The 17274-nt window shown below is 70.2% G+C and carries 16 protein-coding genes; 11 read left to right on the top strand and 5 right to left on the bottom strand.

Annotation, left to right across the window (positions count from 1 at the left end):
* The first annotated feature begins 92 nt into the window (after positions 1–92).
* From aroF to D7X74_RS00490, 8 genes are all read left to right on the top strand, one after another.
* Positions 93–989 carry a 3-deoxy-7-phosphoheptulonate synthase gene (gene aroF, locus D7X74_RS00525; RefSeq protein ID WP_120530911.1) on the top strand — a complete coding sequence of 299 codons (897 nt, stop codon included), beginning with the start codon at positions 93–95 and terminating at the stop codon, positions 987–989.
* Positions 986–1675, top strand: a complete 690-nt coding sequence (gene ubiE / locus D7X74_RS00520) for a bifunctional demethylmenaquinone methyltransferase/2-methoxy-6-polyprenyl-1,4-benzoquinol methylase UbiE (protein WP_120530910.1) — start codon at positions 986–988, stop codon at positions 1673–1675. The genes aroF and ubiE overlap by 4 nt, the downstream gene beginning before the upstream one ends.
* 118 nt (positions 1676–1793) lie before the next feature.
* Entirely contained in the window at positions 1794–2255 is a 462-nt protein-coding gene (locus D7X74_RS00515) for a shikimate kinase (RefSeq protein WP_233601909.1), read from the top strand.
* The gene (locus tag D7X74_RS00510) at positions 2252–3502 is read left to right on the top strand and encodes a shikimate dehydrogenase (protein ID WP_120530908.1); all 1251 of its coding nucleotides are present in this window, start codon (positions 2252–2254) and stop codon (positions 3500–3502) included. Before D7X74_RS00515 ends, D7X74_RS00510 begins: the two co-directional genes overlap by 4 nt.
* Positions 3499–4518 carry a chorismate synthase gene (gene aroC, locus D7X74_RS00505; protein WP_120530907.1) on the top strand — a complete coding sequence of 340 codons (1020 nt, stop codon included), beginning with the start codon at positions 3499–3501 and terminating at the stop codon, positions 4516–4518. Before D7X74_RS00510 ends, aroC begins: the two co-directional genes overlap by 4 nt.
* Entirely contained in the window at positions 4515–5585 is a 1071-nt protein-coding gene (locus D7X74_RS00500; protein ID WP_120530906.1) for a 3-dehydroquinate synthase family protein, read from the top strand. Before aroC ends, D7X74_RS00500 begins: the two co-directional genes overlap by 4 nt.
* Entirely contained in the window at positions 5582–6877 is a 1296-nt protein-coding gene (locus D7X74_RS00495) for a 3-phosphoshikimate 1-carboxyvinyltransferase (protein ID WP_120530952.1), read from the top strand. Before D7X74_RS00500 ends, D7X74_RS00495 begins: the two co-directional genes overlap by 4 nt.
* A gap of 87 nt (positions 6878–6964) precedes the next feature.
* The gene (locus D7X74_RS00490; RefSeq protein ID WP_120530905.1) at positions 6965–8269 is read left to right on the top strand and encodes a citrate synthase; all 1305 of its coding nucleotides are present in this window, start codon (positions 6965–6967) and stop codon (positions 8267–8269) included.
* Between the two features lie 77 nt (positions 8270–8346).
* On the opposite strand, the gene D7X74_RS00485 is transcribed toward D7X74_RS00490, so the two are convergent.
* Positions 8347–10167 (bottom strand): long-chain fatty acid--CoA ligase, encoded by a 1821-nt coding sequence (locus tag D7X74_RS00485; protein ID WP_199732633.1) that lies wholly within the window; start codon positions 10165–10167, stop codon positions 8347–8349.
* A 94-nt stretch (positions 10168–10261) separates the two neighbouring features.
* Here D7X74_RS00485 and D7X74_RS43550 point away from each other — a divergent pair, with 94 nt between their 5' ends.
* The 3 genes from D7X74_RS43550 to pyk all read left to right on the top strand — a co-directional run bounded on the left by D7X74_RS43550 (position 10262) and on the right by pyk (position 13160).
* Complete coding sequence (locus D7X74_RS43550) at positions 10262–10630, top strand: hypothetical protein (RefSeq protein ID WP_233595201.1); 369 nt, start codon at positions 10262–10264, stop codon at positions 10628–10630.
* A gap of 130 nt (positions 10631–10760) precedes the next feature.
* Positions 10761–11558: a bifunctional nuclease family protein gene (locus tag D7X74_RS00475; protein ID WP_199732630.1), complete on the top strand. Its 798-nt coding sequence runs from the start codon at positions 10761–10763 to the stop codon at positions 11556–11558.
* Positions 11559–11759: 201 nt separating this feature from the next.
* On the top strand, positions 11760–13160 hold the full coding sequence (gene pyk / locus D7X74_RS00470) for a pyruvate kinase (protein WP_120530903.1): 1401 nt from the start codon (positions 11760–11762) through the stop codon (positions 13158–13160).
* 43 nt (positions 13161–13203) lie between these two features.
* On the opposite strand, the gene D7X74_RS00465 is transcribed toward pyk, so the two are convergent.
* Genes D7X74_RS00465 through D7X74_RS00450 form a run of 4 tightly spaced genes read right to left on the bottom strand, consistent with a single transcriptional unit; the run spans position 13204 to position 17204 of the window.
* Positions 13204–13869 (bottom strand): hypothetical protein, encoded by a 666-nt coding sequence (locus tag D7X74_RS00465; protein WP_120530902.1) that lies wholly within the window; start codon positions 13867–13869, stop codon positions 13204–13206.
* A 19-nt stretch (positions 13870–13888) separates the two neighbouring features.
* Positions 13889–15013, bottom strand: a complete 1125-nt coding sequence (carA, locus tag D7X74_RS00460) for a glutamine-hydrolyzing carbamoyl-phosphate synthase small subunit (RefSeq protein ID WP_120530901.1) — start codon at positions 15011–15013, stop codon at positions 13889–13891.
* Positions 15013–16314 (bottom strand): dihydroorotase, encoded by a 1302-nt coding sequence (locus D7X74_RS00455; RefSeq protein ID WP_199732631.1) that lies wholly within the window; start codon positions 16312–16314, stop codon positions 15013–15015. Before D7X74_RS00455 ends, carA begins: the two co-directional genes overlap by 1 nt.
* Positions 16311–17204 (bottom strand): aspartate carbamoyltransferase catalytic subunit, encoded by an 894-nt coding sequence (locus D7X74_RS00450; protein ID WP_120530900.1) that lies wholly within the window; start codon positions 17202–17204, stop codon positions 16311–16313. The genes D7X74_RS00455 and D7X74_RS00450 overlap by 4 nt, the downstream gene beginning before the upstream one ends.
* Positions 17205–17274 lie beyond the last annotated feature (70 nt).

Below are 17274 nucleotides of genomic sequence, written 5' to 3'. Positions count from 1 at the left end.
CCATCACCTTCGATTGTCTTCTAAGCGATCTCGGCTATACATGCACCAAGGAGTTCAAAACCGCTTGAACTCCGCCGACCGGAGGAGCCGCCGTGGGAGGCCAGCAACCAGACGACCCAGCCGCGCGGCGTGAGCCGGGCGCACACCGCGTCCTTCGCGCAGCGCGTCCCGAGGGCAGCCGGGTCCAGGTGGGCGGCGTGGAGGTGGGCGGCCCGGGCTTCGTGGTGATGGCGGGGCCGTGCGCGGTGGAAGGCACGGAGCAACTGGAGCTGACGGCCAGAGCGGTGGCCCACGCGGGCGCCCACCTGCTGCGCGGCGGCGTGTTCAAGCCCCGCACCAGCCCCTACGCGTTCCAGGGCATGGGCGAGCCGGGGCTCAAGCTGCTGGTTGACGCAGGCCGCCGTCACGGGCTGCCCATCATCAGCGAGGTGATGGAGACCGAGCAGCTGCCGCTGATGGCGGAGCACACGGACATCCTGCAGGTGGGCGCGCGCAACATGCAGAACTTCGGGCTCCTGCGCGCGCTGGGCCGGCTGCGCAAGCCGGTGCTGCTCAAGCGCGGGCTGTCCGCCACGGTGCAGGAGTGGCTCAACGCCGCCGAGTACATCCTCGCGGGCGGCAACGAGCAGGTCATCCTGTGCGAGCGCGGCATCCGCACCTTCGAGACCGCGATGCGCAACACGCTGGACCTGGCCGCGGTGGCGTGGGCGAAGGAGAAGTCGCACCTGCCCGTCATCGTGGATCCGTCGCATGCGACGGGCCTGCCGTCGCTCATCACGCCCATGTCGCTGGCGGCGGCGGCGGCGGGCGCGGATGGACTGTTGATTGAAGTCCACGCGAAGCCGGAGCAGGCGTTATGTGACGGGCAGCAGGCGATGTCGCCCGAGGATTTCGCTTCGTTGATGCGACGGCTGCCCGGCGTGCTCGCCGCGGTGGACCGTCACCTTTGGACGCCGGAAGGTCCGGCACAGATTGCAGGGGCGCGATGAGCACCGAAGTCCGTCAGATGTTCTCCTCCATCGCCACGCGCTACGACGTGACGAACGAAGTCCTCTCCTTCGGCGTGCACCGGCTGTGGCGGCGCACGGCGGTGAAGCTGAGCCAGGCGAAGGAAGGCAGCCAGGTGCTCGACTGCGCCACCGGCACGGGTGACCTCGCGCTGGCGTTCAAGCGCAAGGTGGGCCCCACCGGCCGCGTGGTGGGCACGGACTTCTGCCCGGAGATGCTGGAGAGCGCGCCCGCCAAGGCGGCCAAGGCTGGCCTGGAGGTGGAGTTCCAGGTGCAGGACGCGATGGCGCTCACCCTGCCGGACAACACCTTCGACGTGGCGTCCATCTCCTTCGGCATCCGCAACGTGGATGATCCGGTGAAGTGCCTGCAGGAGATGGCGCGCGTGGTGCGCCCGGGTGGCCGCGTGGTGGTGCTGGAGTTCGGCCAGCCCACCGGCGCCTACGGCGCGCTGTTCCGCTTCTACAGCAAGACCATCATGCCGACGGTCGGCGGTCTGCTGACGGGCAACCGCGCCGCGTATGCGTACCTGCCTCGCACCGCCGCGGCCTTCCCCGCGGGCGAGCGCTTCCTCTCCCTGATGGACCAGGCCGGCGCCTATTCTGAGCGCGCCGCCCACCCCCTGCTGTTTGGAACCGCCTACGTCTATGTCGGAACCGTCCGCTGAAAACCGACGCCACCTCGTCGCCCAGGTCGTCGCGTCGGTAGACCCCAAACTCCAGCAGGCGCTCCAGGGGGCCCTTTCGTCCCCGGGGCCCTGCCCCCGACCACGGGACACCCAGACCGTGGTCATCGCCGGGCATCGCGCCGCCGGCAAGACACGCCTCCTGCCGCTCGTCTCGAAGCTGCTCGGGCGCACCGGGTTGGATCTGGACTCGGAGTTGGAACGCCGTCACGGGCGCGCGCTGCGGACCTGGGTCGCGGAATCCCCCTCTACCTTCCGCGCCGCCGAACGCGAGACCCTGGGCCTCCTGCCCGGTGGCAGCGTGGTGTCGGTGGGCGGAGGCTTCCTGTCGCACCATCCGGACGCACTTCAGGGCCACTTCACGCTCGTCGTCCCGGTCACCTTCGACACCTACCGCGAGCGGCTGACGGCGGACACCACCCGGCCTCGCCTGCGCGCGGATGTTTCGCTGGAGGAGGAGCTGCACTCGATGTTCCACGAGCGCGAAGCCCTCCACGCCCGCGTTCCCACCATCTCCCTGGCGGACTTCCTCCGGGGCTGCCTTGCCCAGGAGTCCACGTGAGGGCCACCCGGCGCGTCATCACCCTGCCCCCCACCCTCACTGGCGCGGAAGCCGTGGCCTTCGCGCGCGACGGTCTGCGCCGGGGCGCGGACGTGGTGGAGGCGCGGACCGACCTACACGCCCCCGACGCCATCGACCCGGAGGCCCTGGCCGGCGTGATGCCGCTGCTGGTCTCCGAGCGCGGCAAGCCGCTCCCCGCGGACTGGGTGAAGGCCGCGTGGCGCGTGGACCGGGACGTGGAGCGCGCCAATGATCTGGATGCGCCTCCGGGCCGCCTGCTCGCGTCGCACCACGCGGAGGGGCCGCTGACGACGGCGGAGGCGCTGCGGCGCTGGTCCCGTCCGCTTCCGGCGGATGCGCTGGTGAAGCACGTGGAGCCCATGGACGTGCCCTCGGACCTGGAGGTGCTGCTGGAGACGCAGCGCCAGCTTTCGGCCCGGTTCGGCGCGGAGCGCGTCACCGTGCTGGGCATGGGGCCGGTGGCGCTGCCGGCGCGCGCGGTGCTCTCTTCGTGCAACGGGCTGGAGTACGTGGCGATGGGCGGGGCGTGGACGGCCGCGCCGGGCCAGCGCCTGCTGGACGACGTGGTGCGCGAGCACCGCAAGGCGAAGGGGACGGACACGCCGCGCCTGGGCATCCTGGGCACCGCGATTCCCCACTCGCGCTCGCCCCGGATCCACCGTCAGCCGTTTGATCGCATCGACCTGGCGGAGGGCGCGCCGGTGGAGGCGGTGGTGGATTCGCTGCTGCCGCACTACGCGGGCTTCGCCGTCACCAGCCCCTTCAAGATGCGGCTCGCGCGGCACACCGGTTCGTCGCTGGAGGCCATCAACACCCTGGTGCGCCGGGGCTCGCGGTGGGAGTCCTTCAACACCGACACCGAGGGCGCCCGCGCGGTGCTCGAGCGCCTGGGTTCGACGTCGGTGTCGGTGCTGGGCGACGGTGGGTCCACGCAGGCCCTGCGACTGGTGGCGACAGAACAGGGTCTTGCCCTGCGGGTCGTGCGCCGCGCCGAGGTCCTGGCCCCGCTGACCGGGGACTGGGTGTGGACGTGGCCAGACCGGGTGGCCCCGCCCGAAACCCTGCGATTCGAGGGGGCGCGAGTGGCGGTGATCGCATACGGTGCGCCCGGCCGGCGCGTCGCCGCGGAGATTGTTAGCCGCGGGGGCACCCCTCTCCTGCTCGGTGCGGCGTGGTTCGTCGCCCAGGCCCGGCGGCAGCGACAACTCTGGGAAACGGCGACATGAATACTTTTGGCACCCTCTTCCGGCTGACGACCTTTGGCGAAAGCCACGGCCCCGCGCTGGGCTCCGTCCTGGACGGCTGTCCCGCGGGCGTCCCGCTCACGCGCGACCTGCTCCAGGCGGCGCTGGACCGCCGGCGTCCCGGGCAGTCCGCGCTCGTCACCGCGCGCAACGAGCCGGACAGCGTGGAGATCCTCTCCGGCGTCTTCGAGGACAAGACGCTGGGCACGCCCATCGCGGCCATCGTGCGCAACACGAACCAGCGCTCGCAGGACTACAACCAGCTGGCGGCCGTGGACCGGCCCGGCCACGCGGACGCCGTCTGGCGCGAGCGCTACAAGCACCGCGACCACCGGGGCGGCGGCCGCACCAGCGGGCGCGAGACGCTCTGCCGCGTCATCGGCGGCACCATCGCGGAGGCGTACCTCGCCCGCGACCTGCCCACGCTGAGCACCGTCGCCTACGTGTCGCAGGTGGGTGAGCTGGTCGCCTCCGTCCCGGCGCCGGGCCTCACGCGCGCGCTCGTGGACGCGCACCCCACGCGCTGCCCGGACGTCACCCTGCGCGACGAGATGTCACGACAGATCCTCGCCGCGAAGGAGGCCGGGGACAGCCTGGGCGGCGCCATCGACGTGCGCGTGGAGGGCCTGCCCGTCGGTCTGGGCGAGCCCATCTTCGGCAAGCTGAAGGCGCTCATCGCGCAAGCGCTGGGCAGCATCGGCGCTGTCACCGGCGTCGTCTGGGGCCCGCCGGATCTGCTCCAGCGCATCGGGCAGCCCGGCAGCCAGTTCCACTCCGTGAAGGACGCGTACGGCGGCATCCAGGGTGGCCTCGCCAACGGCGAGCCCATGCAGGTGCGCGCCTTCTTCAAGCCCCCCGCGACGCTCGCGGATCACGCCAAGGGCGGCCGACACGACCCGTGCATCATGCCCCGCGCCGTCCCGGTGCTGGAAGCCATGGTGTCGCTCGTCATCGCCGACCTCGTCCTGCAACTCAACGCCCGGCCCCACTCCGCATGAGCTCCCTTCCTCCCGGTGCCTATCGCCCCCCGGCTGACCGCTGGGGTTCCTTCACGAAGCTCGCCTCCCGCCTGCCCGAGGGCAGCGTGGCCGTGGTGGACCGCACGGTCGCGCGCTTGCATCCCACGCTCATCCCCACGCTGGAGGCCCGCTCGCCGCGCGCCATCATCCAACTGGTCGGCGGTGAGCGCGCCAAGAGCATGGCCTCCCTGGAGAAGGTGCTCGCGGGCGGGCTGAACCTGCCGCGCTCCGGCACGCTCGTCGCCGTGGGCGGTGGCACCGTGGGCGACGTGGCCACGGTGGCCGCGCACCTGCTCAAGCGCGGCGTGCGGCTGGTGCAGGTGCCCACCACGCTGCTCGCGGCGGTGGACAGCAGCCTGGGTGGCAAGGGCGCGGTGGACCTCACCGTGCGCGGCCGCGTGGTGAAGAACCCCGCTGGCGTCTTCCACTACGCGGATGAGACGTGGCTGTGCCCGGAGCTGTACGCCACGCTGTCCGACGCACAGGTGCGCGAGGGCTCCATCGAGGCGTGGAAGATGGTTGCCTCGCTGGATGCGGGCCTCTTCAAGCGCTACGTGCGCACGCCGCCCGCGCTGGAGAAGCTGGTGAAGGACGCGCGCGGCCTGAAGGAAGGCATCTGCGCGAAGGACCCCTACGAGCACCAGGGCCTGCGCCGCGTGCTCAACTTCGGCCACACCTTCGGCCACGTGCTGGAGAGCCTGTCGCGCTTCAAGCTGTCGCACGGCGACGCGGTGGGCCTGGGCATCCTCTGGGCGCTGGATGTGGGCCGGCACCTGGGCATCACCCCGGAGCCGGTGGCGCACGAAGTGGAACGCGCGCTGACGCGGGGCCCGGGCGTGCTGGGCCGCGACCACGCCGCGGAGCTGTCCCGTCGCGAGTCGCTGAAGGACGTGGCCGCGCTCCTGGACGCCGACAAGAAGGCCGGCGCGAAGGGCGAGCTGCGCATGGTGCTGCTCACGGCCGTGGGCACCGCCGAAGTCGTGGATGTGATGCCGAAAACCTGGCGCGCCCTGTGGCCCGCCTGGACCCGAGGAGCCCGCCCTTGAGCCATGCCTCGCCGAGCCGTCTCACCGTCGACCCGAGCGCCCTGAGCGCCTCCCTGCTCACCCCGCCCGTGTCGAAGTCGGACGCCCAGCGAGCCCTGGTTCTGGGACACCTCACGGGTGCCTGGCCGTTGCCGTCGGTGCAGGCGGAATCCGACGAGGACCTCCCCGCCGACGTGCGCGTGCTGCGCCGGGGTGTGGAAGCCCTGCGCCTGCCCCCCGGCCCCGTGCGCGACGTGGACTGCGCGGACGGGGGTGCTCCGTTCCGCATCCTCGTCACCCAGGCCGCGGTGACGCCCGGGGCCCGCGTGCGCTTCACCGGCACGCCCCGCCTGGGCGAGCGGCCCCATGGCCCGCTCTTCACGTCGCTCAAGGAGGCCCTGGCCGCCTCGGGCCTGACGCTCACCGAAGGCACCCCGTGGCCGGTGGAGCTGCACGCGCCCCAGGACACGTCGAAGCTGAAGCCGGTGTTCCGCGTGCCGGGCGCGCAGAGCAGCCAGTACGCCTCCAGCCTGCTGCTGGGCTGCGCGGAGCGGTTCCTGCGCGAGCAGCGCGCGTGGAGCGTGGAGATTGAAGGCACGCTCACCAGCGCCGGCTACATGGACCTGACGGTGTCATGGCTGCGCCGCTTCGGCTTCACCGTGGAGCAGTCCGAAGGTCACTACGCCGTCACGGCGTATCAGGCCCCGGCATCGGTGCCGTCGCTGCCCGGGGACTGGTCGTCCCTGGGCTACCTGGTGCTCATCGCGTGGCGCACCGGCGGCACGGTGGAACGGGCCGAACCGGAGAGCGCACATCCCGACCAGGCGATCCTCCGGCTGGTCGCCGACGTGGGTTTGCGAATGGTCCCGGCAGGCGCTGCTAATACCTGGCGCTTCGAAGGCGCCGCGACCGGAGAGCTGCGCGCGACGGGCAAGGAGTGCCCGGACCTGCTGCCCACATTGGCGGCGCTCGCGTGCGTGTTGCCCCGGCCCACGACACTGACGGATGTGGGCATCCTGCGGGTCAAGGAGAGCGACCGGCTGGAGGGCATCCGCTCCCTGGTGGCGGCCTACGGCGGCACCACCGAATTGACGGCCGGCCCCGAGGGAGAAGTGCTGCGCATCGTGCCTCCGGCGACGAAGCCCGCGCGCTTCGCCATGGACAGCCGGGGTGACCACCGACTGGCGATGTCAGCGGCCACCCTGTGTGTGCTGTCCGGGGTGCCCCTGGAACTGACGGGGCCGGAGTGCGTGGAGAAGAGCTTTCCGGGCTTCTGGCGGCAGCTCGCGCGTTCGGGCGTTCGCTATTCCTGAGCGGGGCGAAACGCCCCGAAGGTTCGCCTCTCGGACTTATCGTTCTTTTTTGTTGAAAGCGTCCGCCGCCCTGTGAAATCTCCGCCCATGCCCAAGGACACGCTGACGATCACCGACAATCGGACCGGGAAGACGTACGAGGTCCCGATCGAGAACGGCTGTATCCGGACCCCCGACCTGCGCCAGATCAAGACCGGTAGCGATGACTTCGGCTTGATGGGCTACGACCCGGCGTTCCTGAACACGGCGAACTGTAAGAGCGCCATCACGTTCATCGACGGCGACAAGGGCATCCTGGAGTATCGCGGCTACCCCATCGAGCAGCTGGCGGAGAAGTCCAACTTCCTGGAAGTGGCGTACCTGCTCCTGAAGGGCGAGCTGCCCACGGAGAAGGAGCTGGAGGTCTTCACCAACCTCGTCACGCACCACACGTACGTGCACGAGAACGTGAAGTCCTTCATGGACGGGTTCCGCTACGACGCGCACCCGATGTCCATGCTCGGCTCCACCGTGGCCGCGCTGTCCGGCTTCTACCCGGACGCGAAGAACATCCGTGACGAGCGCAGCCGCGAGATCCAGATCACCCGGCTCATCGCGAAGATGCCCACCATCGCCGCGTTCTCCTACCGGCACACGATGGGCCTGCCGTACGTCTACCCCAGCAACGAGCTGTCCTACGTCGCCAACTTCCTGACGATGATGAAGCACATCGGCGGGGCGTACAAAGTGCACCCGGTGCTGGAGAAGGCGCTGGACGTGCTCTTCATCCTCCACGCGGACCACGAGCAGAACTGCTCCACGACGTCCGTGCGCACGGTGGGCTCGTCGCAGGTGGATCCGTACTCGGCGGTCGCCGCGGGCGTGGGCGCCCTCTACGGCCCGCTGCACGGCGGCGCCAACGAGGCCGTGCTGCGGATGCTCCGCGACATCGGCCACGTGTCGAAGATCCCGGAGTTCATCAAGCAGGTGAAGGGCGGCGAGGGCGAGAAGAAGCTCATGGGCTTCGGCCACCGCGTCTACAAGTCCTACGACCCGCGCGCCAAGGTCATCAAGCGCGTGGCGGACGAGGTCTTCGAAGTCACGGGCAAGAACCCGCTGCTGGACATCGCACTCGAGCTGGAGCGCATCGCGCTCGAGGACGAGTACTTCGTGAAGCGCAAGCTGTACCCCAACGTCGACTTCTACTCGGGCCTCATCTACGAGGCGATGGGCTTCCAGGCGGAGATGTTCCCCGTCCTGTTCGCCATCCCCCGCACGGTGGGCTGGTGCGCGCAGTGGGAGGAGATGGTCACGGACAACGAGCAGAAGATCGCCCGTCCCCGTCAGATCTACACGGGCGCCACCCGCCGCGACTACGTCGCCCGCGAGAAGCGCACGGGCGGCCAGAAGTAGCCGTCGCTTGAATCCCTGAAGCACGTGGGGGGCGAAGGATCCGCAAGGGTCCCTCGCCCCTTTCGCTTGTCCGGGCCTCAGTCGTGAGGCGCGGCGGCCCCGTTCGGCTCGCGGTAGAGCGCGTCGATGGCCGCCGCGAACTTCTCCTCCACCACCTTGCGGCGCACCTTCATGCTGGGCGTGAGCTCCCCGCTCTCGGTGGTGAACTCGCTGGTGAGCACGGTGAAGCGCTTGATGGTCTCGAAGCGCGACAGCTTCGGGTTCACCTCCCGCTCCAGGGCCTCGTGCAGGTGCTGCTGGAGCCGCGCGTCCTTCGCCAGGGTGGCCACGTCCTCCGGCCAGCCGCGCTCCTTCGCGAGCCTGCGCACCCGGTCCGGCTCCAGCGTCACCAGCGCCACCAGGTAGTTGCGCCGGTCTCCCACCACCACCGCGTGGCCCACGGGGGACACGGCTTTAATCAGCTCCTCGATGTTGGCGGGCGACGTCTTCTTGCCGCCGGAGGTGACGATGATCTCCTTCTTGCGCCCGGTGATGCGCAGGAAGCCCGCGTCGTCCAGCTGCCCCACGTCCCCGGTGTGCAGCCACCCGTTGTCCAGCAGGTCCTGCGTGGCGGAGGGGTTGCGGTGGTAGCCCAGGCACACGTTGCCGCCCTGGACGAGGATCTCCCCGTCCTCCGCGATGCGCACCTCCACGCCCAGCATGGGGCGGCCCACCGTGCCCAGGCGGGCGCACTCGGCGGTGTTCACCGTGGCGGGGCCCGTCACCTCCGTCATGCCCCAGGCCTCCAGCAGGACGACGTCGATGGAGGCGAAGAAGTCCAGCACCTCCCGGCCAATGGGCGCCGCGGACGTGGCGAACACCTTCGCTTCATTCAGGCCGATGCGCGTCTTCAGGGGCGTGAACACCAGCTTCTTCGCCAGCGCGTACTTGGCCTCCATCAGGATGGGCACGCGCTCCTGGTTGAGGATGCGCGTGTTGCGCTCCAGGGCCGTGCCCCGGGCCCACGCCACCAGCGCGCGCTTCAGGGGCGGCTGCGCGGCAAGCCCCTCCTCCGCCTTCGACTTGAACTTCTCCCAGACGCGCGGCACCCCGAAGAAGAGGGTGGGCCGGACCTCCTGGAGGTTCTTGCCCAGCGCGTCCAGGGAGTCCGCGAAGTACACCTGCATGCCCATGAGCAGCGGCCCATGCAGGGACACCACCTGTTCGGCGATGTGCGACAGCGGCAGGTAGGACAGGAGCCGGTCGTCCTCCATGTTCCGGAAGTCCATCGTCTCGCCCAGCTGCTTCGCCGTCCACGCGAGGTTGCGGTGGCTCAAGGCGACGCCCTTGGGCTGGCCGGTGGTGCCCGACGTGTAGATGAGCGTGCCCAGGCCGTCCGGGTGGAGCGCGTGGACGCCGTCCCAGTAGGGGCCTTCATCCGCCCTGCCCCCGGAGGCCACCACGTCCGCGTACGTCTCCACGCCTTCGGGGAGCGTCATGGGCTCGTCCACGACGATGACGTGCTTCAGCGCCGGCAGCCGCTTCTGGAGCTCCAGGGCGGTGGCCAGGTGCTTCGCGTTCTCCACCAGGAGGAAACGCGCCTCGCAGTGTCCCAGGATGTAGGTGAGCTGCTCCAGGCTGCTGGTGGTGTAGAGCCCCACCGGGACGCCGCCCAGGGCCATGGCCCCCAGGGCCGCCACGTGCCACGCCTCGCGGTTGAAGCTCAGGATGCCCAGCGGGTCCCCCTCCCGGAACCCCCGCCCGTACAGCCCCAGGGCGAAGCGCTTGACGCGCTGGGCATAGTCGAACCAGGAGGTGGGCACATAGGTGCCCTCCCTGTGGGACCAGAGTGCCGGCCGGTGTTCCAGCCGGGCGGCCTGGTCATGCAGCGCATGCAGCATCGTCTTGGGCAGGTCCATCGGCTGAACGTAGTGGAAGCGCCCGGGCAGAACCAAGTCTCCGCGTCTCCGACGTTGACAGCATGTTCACCTGCTTTGTATGCCGCGCCCGACCATGAGCATCGACTTCACCTGTCAGAAGTGCGAGGCGAGCTTCGAGTTGGAAGCCCAGGACCTCATCGAAGGGACGGAGAAGATCATCTGTCCCCACTGCGATACGAAGGCGCCCGCCAACCTCTCCGAGGACTTCGTCGCCGCGCTGACGGAGATGCGCGCGCAGATCGCCACGTTGAGCAAGAAGTACTTCGCCGTCACCTTGGCGCTGGAGGCCGAGGAACTGGAGGACGACCTCGACGACGATGACGACGAAGGCGACGAGGAGTCGGAGGAGGACGACGACGTCGATGAGGACGACGACGACGAGGAGTCCGAGGACGACGAGGACTACGACGACGAAGCGGAAGACGAGGAGCAGGACCGCTAGGTCGCCCCTCACGTCTTGTTCCCGCCTGCCCGCCTGCCCTCCAACCCGGAGGGCAGGGCCCCGTGGGCCGCTCGCGTCAGCGGGAGTGCGGTGCCCTTTCGGTGAAGGGAGAGGTGCGTAGGTTAGGGATGTGAAAACGTCCAACCGCGCCAACTTCTTCGTCGCTCCGTTCACGGCCGTGGTGCTGGCGCTGGGAGGACTGCTCTTCCTTCCTGCTTTCGGCATCCCCGGCGCCATCGCGGCCTCCGGGCTCACGGAAGGAAAAGAGAAACCCTGTCTCACCGAGAAGGGCAGCGACCCCAAGGCCTGCACGGAGCTGGTGGAGCTGGAAGTGAAGGACGTGGTTCCCCTGATTGAAGCGCAGACGCACGCCGTCGTGCTGACCACCAAGGACGGGCAGACGGTGCTCCCCCTCTTCGTGGATGAGGGCGCGGCGGTCTCCATCGCCTTCCGTCTGGCCGAGCGCCCGCCTCCGCAGCCGCTGTCGCAGGACCTGCTGGACGACGTGGTGTCCAAGCTGGGCGGGAAGGTCACCGAGGTCCGCATCGACGACCTGCGGGACAACGTCTACTCCGGCCGCGTCTTCCTCCAGCAGGGCCAGAAGCAGCTCGCGCTGGACGCCCGGCCTTCGGACTCCATCGCCATGGCCATGCACAGCAACGCGCGCATCCGCGTGACGCGCAAGGTGCTGGCGCTGGCGGGCATCACCCGCGCTGAAATCGAGGCCCTCCAGAAGCAGCAGGGCATGGGCGTGGGAGGCAGTGGCCAGGGAGGGGACATGGACGTGGGTCCCCTGCCCCCGCCGCCGCCCATGGGGCCCAGCGCTGGCTCGCCAAAGCCGCCCTCGGAGGACATCGGCATGGACCGCTCCGCCCCGGAGCACCCGCTGATGACGCCGGTGGGCAAGGGTCAACAGATCGACCTCTAGCGCACCCCGCACCGCTGAACGGCGAAAGCCCGGCCCCCCCTCCCAGGGTAGCCGGGCTTTCTTCGTCTCAAGCGTCTGAGAGCCACGAATGGCGTGCGCCGGCTGGCGGTAACTTTCCGCCCAGCGCGTGGGCGAAGAGTTAGTCCTTCGGGCGCAAGCCTGTCAAGCCGGCCACCCCGTGGGGCTAGGATGCGCAGCCCTATGCGCAAGGCGAAGATCATCTGCACGCTGGGGCCGGCTTCGGACTCCCAGGAGGTCATCGAAGGGCTGGTCCGCGCGGGCATGAACGTGGCCCGGCTGAACTTCTCCCACGGTACGCACGACGAACACCGGCAGCGCATCCAGCGCATCCGCGCGGTGTCGAAGAAGCTGGGCGTGCCGGTGGCCATCCTCCAGGACGTGCAGGGTCCCAAGGTGCGCCTGGGCAAGTTCGAGGGCGGCCAGCTGCTGGTGACGGCCGGCGACACGGTGACGGTGACGACCCGGGCCGTGTTGGGCCAGGGCCGCGTCATCCCCACCCCGGTGCGCTCGCTGCCCCGGGACGTGGAGAAGGGGCACGTGGTGCTCCTGGACGACGGCCGGGTGCGCCTGCGCGTGCTCAAGGTGGACGGCCGGGACGTGTCCTGCCGCGTGGAGGTGGGCGGGCTGCTCAAGGACCACAAGGGCCTCAACCTGCCGGGCACGGCCATGTCCGTCCCAACGCTCACGGAGAAGGACAAGGTGGACCTGGCGTTCGGCCAGGAGGTGGGCGTGGACTACGTGGCGCTGTCCTTCGTGCGCACCGCCCAGGACGTGCGGCAGGCCCGCGCGCTGGTGACCCGGCTCAAGACGCCCCTCATCTCCAAAATTGAAAAGCCCCAGGCGGTGGAGAACCTGGAGGCCATCGCCGCGGAGTCGGACGGGGTGATGGTGGCCCGGGGGGACCTGGGCGTGGAGATGCCGCTGGAGCAGCTGCCGGCCATCCAGAAGCGCGCCGTGCGGGAAGTGAATCGCATGGGGGGCATCGTCATCGTCGCGACGGAGATGCTGGAGAGCATGGTGAACAACGCCCGGCCCACGCGCGCGGAGGTGTCCGACGTGGCCAACGCCATCCTCGACGGAGCGGACGCGGTGATGCTGTCCGGAGAGACGGCAGCGGGCCGCTACCCCACCGAAGCGGCGGCCACCATGGCGCGCATCGTGGAGGAGACGGAGCGCACGGGCACCACCTCCCTGGTGCACTCCCCCTTCGAGCGCTCCGAGGACCTGGGCACCGGCATCGCCGCGGCGGCGGTGGCGGCCTCGCGGCAGCTCAACATCGGGACCATCATCGCGTACACGGAGAGCGGCCACACCGCGCGGCTCATCTCCGAGTTCCGCCCCGGCGCGCGCGTCATCGCGCTCACGCCCAACGCGGACACGGTGAACCGGATGGCGCTGTACTGGGGCGTGACGAGCCGCCTGGTGAAGCGCGTCGCGACCACGGACGCCATGCTCAAGCAGGTGCGCCGCATCTGCCACGAGGAGCGCCTGTGCGAGCCCGGCACGCCCGTCATCGTGGTGGCCGGCGTGCCGCTCAACGTCCCGGGCAACACCAACCTGATGAGCATCCACCGCGTCTAGCGCGCGGTGGACGCCCGGACACCGGACACAAGCCCTGCTCGACTCAGAAGGGCTTCTGCGTGAAGTCGTAGAGCTTCTCCACCGACAACTGGCGATAGCGCTCCACGTTGAGGGCCCGGCGCGCGCACTCCCACACGAGGTCGCGCGCGGGACGCTCCGGCTCCTTCTTCTTGCGGCGCTTCACCTCGGCCTTGATGGACTTGAGCGCCATGGCCGGGTGGTAGCAGAAGGCGGAGGAGAACAGCAGGTGTCCACCGAAGGGGACGAGGCGCGCCTCCAGCACGTCCCCCGTCTCCAGGCCCGCGACGTGGCGGCGCTCCGTCACGTCGAAGTCCTTGCCGGTGAAGAGCTCGCGCAGGCGCACCATGCCCTTGCCCAGCTTCCGCACCTCGAAGAGGCCGTGCACCGTCTCCGTGAAGCTGCGGAAGGCGTTGGCCTCCTCCGGCGGAGCGGACTGGGTGCGCTGCTCGTACAGCTCCACGGCCGGCGTCTTGCCCGTGAGCGGCGAGACGCGATCGTAGAGGTAGTAGTCCAGGAACGACGCCATGCGCAGCTCGAAGAACTTGTCGTCCTCGAACACCTCGCCGGTGAGGCGGAAGTACTCCGCCTTCGCCTCGAGCAGGTCCGGCTTGCGCGGCTCCTCGCTGCCAAAGGCGATGAGCTGGTCCAGGTACGGCTGGTACGACAACGGGGTCAGCGCGGTGTCCATATGAGCGGTGGGCGCCTTTTTACCCCGCCATCAGCGTCGCGAAGCGGCTGAACAGGTAGCGCGCGTCGTGAGGGCCGGGCGAAGCCTCGGGGTGGTACTGCACGCTGAAGGCCCTCGCGTCCGGAACAGCGAGGCCCTCCACCGTGCCGTCGTTGAGGTTGATGTGCGTCACCACGGCCTTGCCCTTGAGGCTGGCGTCGTCCACCGCGAACCCATGGTTCTGCGCGGTGATCTCCACCTTGCCCGTCGTCAGGTCCTTCACGGGCTGGTTGCCGCCGCGGTGGCCGAACTTCATCTTGTACGTCCGGCCGCCCAGCGCCAGCGCCATGATCTGATGCCCCAGGCAGATGCCGAACACCGGCACCTTGCCCAGGAGCGCCGCCACCGTGCGGTCCGCGCCCTTCACCGCGGCCGGGTCGCCCGGGCCGTTGGCCAGGAAGACGCCGTGCGGCTTGCGCGCCAGCACCTGCTCCGCGGTGGTGTTGGACGGCACCACCGTCACGCGGCAGCCCACGTCCACCAGGTACTGGAGCATGGAGCGCTTGAGGCCGTAGTCGTACGCCACCACGTCGTACTTCAGCTCCGGCTCCGGGCGCTTGTCCCCGGGCGCCAGGAACACGTCGGGCGACGGCGTGGTGAACAGGTACGGCTCCTTGCAGGAGACGCCCGTCGCCAGGTCCATGCCCTCCATGCCCGCGGCGTTCCGGGCGCGCTCGGACAGCGCGGCCAGGGAGACGTTCTCCGTGGAGATGATGCCCATCTGCGCGCCGTGCGTGCGCAGGTGGCGCACCAGCCTGCGCGTGTCCACGCCCTCGATGCCGGCGCGGCCATGGCGCGCGAGGAACGCGTCCAGCGTCTCCTCCGAGCGCCAGTTGGAAGGCGTCCGCGTGAGCGAGCGCACCACCATGCCCACCGCGTGCGGCTGACCTGACTCCTCATCCGAGGCGTTCGCCCCGATGTTGCCCATCTCCGGGTAGGCCATGGTGACGATCTGCCCGACGTACGAGGGGTCCGTGAGGATCTCCTGGTAGCCGTACATGGACGTGTTGAAGACCACCTCACCCACCGTCTCGCCGGACGCGCCGAAGGCGCGCCCTTCGAAGGTGGTGCCATCCGCCAGTGCGAGCACCGCCCGCTTCGTCATCACCGCGACTCCTTGAGCTGACCGTCCTCGAACACACACCGGCCCCCCACCCACGTCTGCGTCACGCGCCCCTTGAGCGTGCGCCCGTGGAAGGGGGTATTTCGACTGCGGGAATAGAACCGGTGGGCATCCACCGTCCACTCCTCCCCAGGTGATACGACCGTGATGTCCGCTGGTGACCCGGGCGCCAGGTGACCGCCTGGCAGGCCGAATACCCTCGCGGGCCCTTCCGACAGCAGCTCCACCGCCCGGCGCGGCGTGAGCACGCCCTCGTGCACCAGCGCCAGCGTGAGCCCCAGCGCCGTCTCCAGCCCGACGATGCCGTTGATGCCCTTCTCGAACTCCACCTGCTTGTCGGACACGCCGTGCGGCGCGTGGTCCGTGGCGATGGCGTCCACCGTGCCGTCCACCAGCGCCTCGCGCAGCGCCTTCACGTCCGCGTCAGCCCGCAGCGGCGGCGCCATCTTCGCGTGGGTGTCGTAGTCCCCCACCGCCCGGTCATCGAGCGTGAAGTGGTGCGGCGCCACCTCGCAGGTGACGCGCAGGCCGCGCTTCTTCGCCTCGCGGATGAGCCGCACGCTGCCCTCGCACGACACGTGCGCGACGTGCAGGCGGCCCTTCGTCTCCTCCAGGAGCACCAGGTCGCGCGCCACCATGGCCACCTCCGCGGAGGCCGGGATGCCGCGCAGGCCCAGGCGCGTGGACGTGGCGCCCTCGTGCATCGCGCCACCCGCGGACAGCGTCAGGTCCTCCTCGTGCACCATCACCGGCACGTCGAAGAGCGTGGCGTACTGGAGCACCCGGCGCATCAGCGCCGCGTTCATCACCGGGCGGCCGTCGTCGGTGAGCGCCACGCAGCCCGCGCCCACCAGTTCGCCCGCCTCCGACAGCTCCTCGCCCTTGAGGCCCTTGGTGATGGCCCCCGCCGGGTACACGTGGCACAGGGCCGCGTCCCGCGCGCGCGACAGCACCAGCTCCGTGACGAGCGCGCTGTCGTTGACGACCTTCGTGTTGGGCATGGCCACGACGCCGGTGAAGCCACCCGCCACCGCCGCGCGGCAGCCGGTGAGCACCGTCTCCTTGCCCTCCTCGCCCGGCTCGCGCAGGTGCACGTGCAGGTCGATGAAGCCCGGCACCACCCACTTGCCGGTGGCGTCCACCACGCGCGCGTCCTTCGGCGCGGGGAGCACGGCTTCCGACACCTGGGCCACCCGTCCGTCCGTCACGAGCACGTCACGGATGCCGTCCACCCCATTGCGCGGGTCGATGACGCGCGCCCGCTGGAAGAGCACCGACGTCATGATGCGCACCTCTCCAGGATGGCCCGGCGCACCGCGACGCCGTTGGACACCTGCTCCAGGATGACGCTGCGAGGCCCGTCCGCCACCACCGGGGACAGCTCCACGCCGCGGTTGATGGGGCCCGGGTGCAGCACGGGCGCGTCCGGCTTCATCCGCTCCACGCGGGCGGGCGTGAGGCCGAACAGTCGCGAGTACTCCCGCTGCGAGGGCAGGAAGGCCTCCGCCATCCGCTCCGTCTGCAGCCGCAGGCACATCACCGCATCCGCTTGCGGCAGCACCGCGTCCAGCTGATGCGTCACCTCCCCACCCATCTCCTCCAGCCCGGGGGGCAGGAGGGTGGGTGGCCCGCAGAGCACGACACGGGCCCCCAGCGCCTTCAGGCACACGAGGTTGGAGCGGGCCACGCGGCTGTGCAGCACGTCCCCGACGATGAGCACCGTGCGCCCTTCCAGCGAGCCCCAGCGCTGGCGCAGGGTGAAGGCGTCCAGCAGCGCCTGGGACGGGTGCTCGTGGGCGCCGTCACCGGCGTTGACCACGGCGCACTTCACGTGCCGGGCGACGAGGTGCGGCGCGCCCGAGGAGCGGTGCCGGATGATGATGATGGCCGGGCCCAGGGCCTCGATGTTGCGGGCGGTGTCCAGGAGCGTCTCCCCCTTGGACACCGAGGAGCCCACGAAGCTCCAGTTGAGGACGTCCGCCCCCAGGCGGCGCGCGGCCACCTCGAAGGAGGAGCGCGTCCGGGTGGAGTCCTCGAAGAAGAGGTTCGCCACGACCTTGCCGCGCAGCACGTGCGAGGCATCCGGTCCGCCGGGCAGATGCGCCTGTGCGCGGTCGAGCAGCGCTTCCAGCTCGTCCCGCCGCCAGCCTGCGATTCCGAGAAGATGTCTCATGGGCCGGGGCCGCCGCGTACCGCGCGCCGCACGTTGCGTCAAGCGTGGCGCGCGGCGGTCCGACAGGGAC

The sequence above is a fragment of the Corallococcus sp. CA047B genome, from assembly GCF_003612065.1.
GTDB classification, from domain to species: Bacteria; Myxococcota; Myxococcia; order Myxococcales; family Myxococcaceae; genus Corallococcus; species Corallococcus praedator.
The sequence above is the reverse complement of the archived record's forward strand: the minus strand, read 5'-3'. Positions and strand labels throughout refer to the sequence as shown.

Coding starts and splice junctions, on each gene's coding strand:
- ubiE (WP_120530910.1), top strand. CDS start 986: ATGAGCACCGAAGTCCGTCAGATGTTCTCCTCCATCGCCACGCGCTAC.
- aroC (WP_120530907.1), top strand. CDS start 3,499: ATGAATACTTTTGGCACCCTCTTCCGGCTGACGACCTTTGGCGAAAGC.
- D7X74_RS00500 (WP_120530906.1), top strand. CDS start 4,515: ATGAGCTCCCTTCCTCCCGGTGCCTATCGCCCCCCGGCTGACCGCTGG.
- D7X74_RS00490 (WP_120530905.1), top strand. CDS start 6,965: ATGCCCAAGGACACGCTGACGATCACCGACAATCGGACCGGGAAGACG.
- D7X74_RS00485 (WP_199732633.1), bottom strand. CDS start 10,167: ATGGACCTGCCCAAGACGATGCTGCATGCGCTGCATGACCAGGCCGCC.
- D7X74_RS43550 (WP_233595201.1), top strand. CDS start 10,262: ATGAGCATCGACTTCACCTGTCAGAAGTGCGAGGCGAGCTTCGAGTTG.
- pyk (WP_120530903.1), top strand. CDS start 11,760: ATGCGCAAGGCGAAGATCATCTGCACGCTGGGGCCGGCTTCGGACTCC.
- D7X74_RS00465 (WP_120530902.1), bottom strand. CDS start 13,869: ATGGACACCGCGCTGACCCCGTTGTCGTACCAGCCGTACCTGGACCAG.
- carA (WP_120530901.1), bottom strand. CDS start 15,013: ATGACGAAGCGGGCGGTGCTCGCACTGGCGGATGGCACCACCTTCGAA.
- D7X74_RS00455 (WP_199732631.1), bottom strand. CDS start 16,314: ATGACGTCGGTGCTCTTCCAGCGGGCGCGCGTCATCGACCCGCGCAAT.
- D7X74_RS00450 (WP_120530900.1), bottom strand. CDS start 17,204: ATGAGACATCTTCTCGGAATCGCAGGCTGGCGGCGGGACGAGCTGGAA.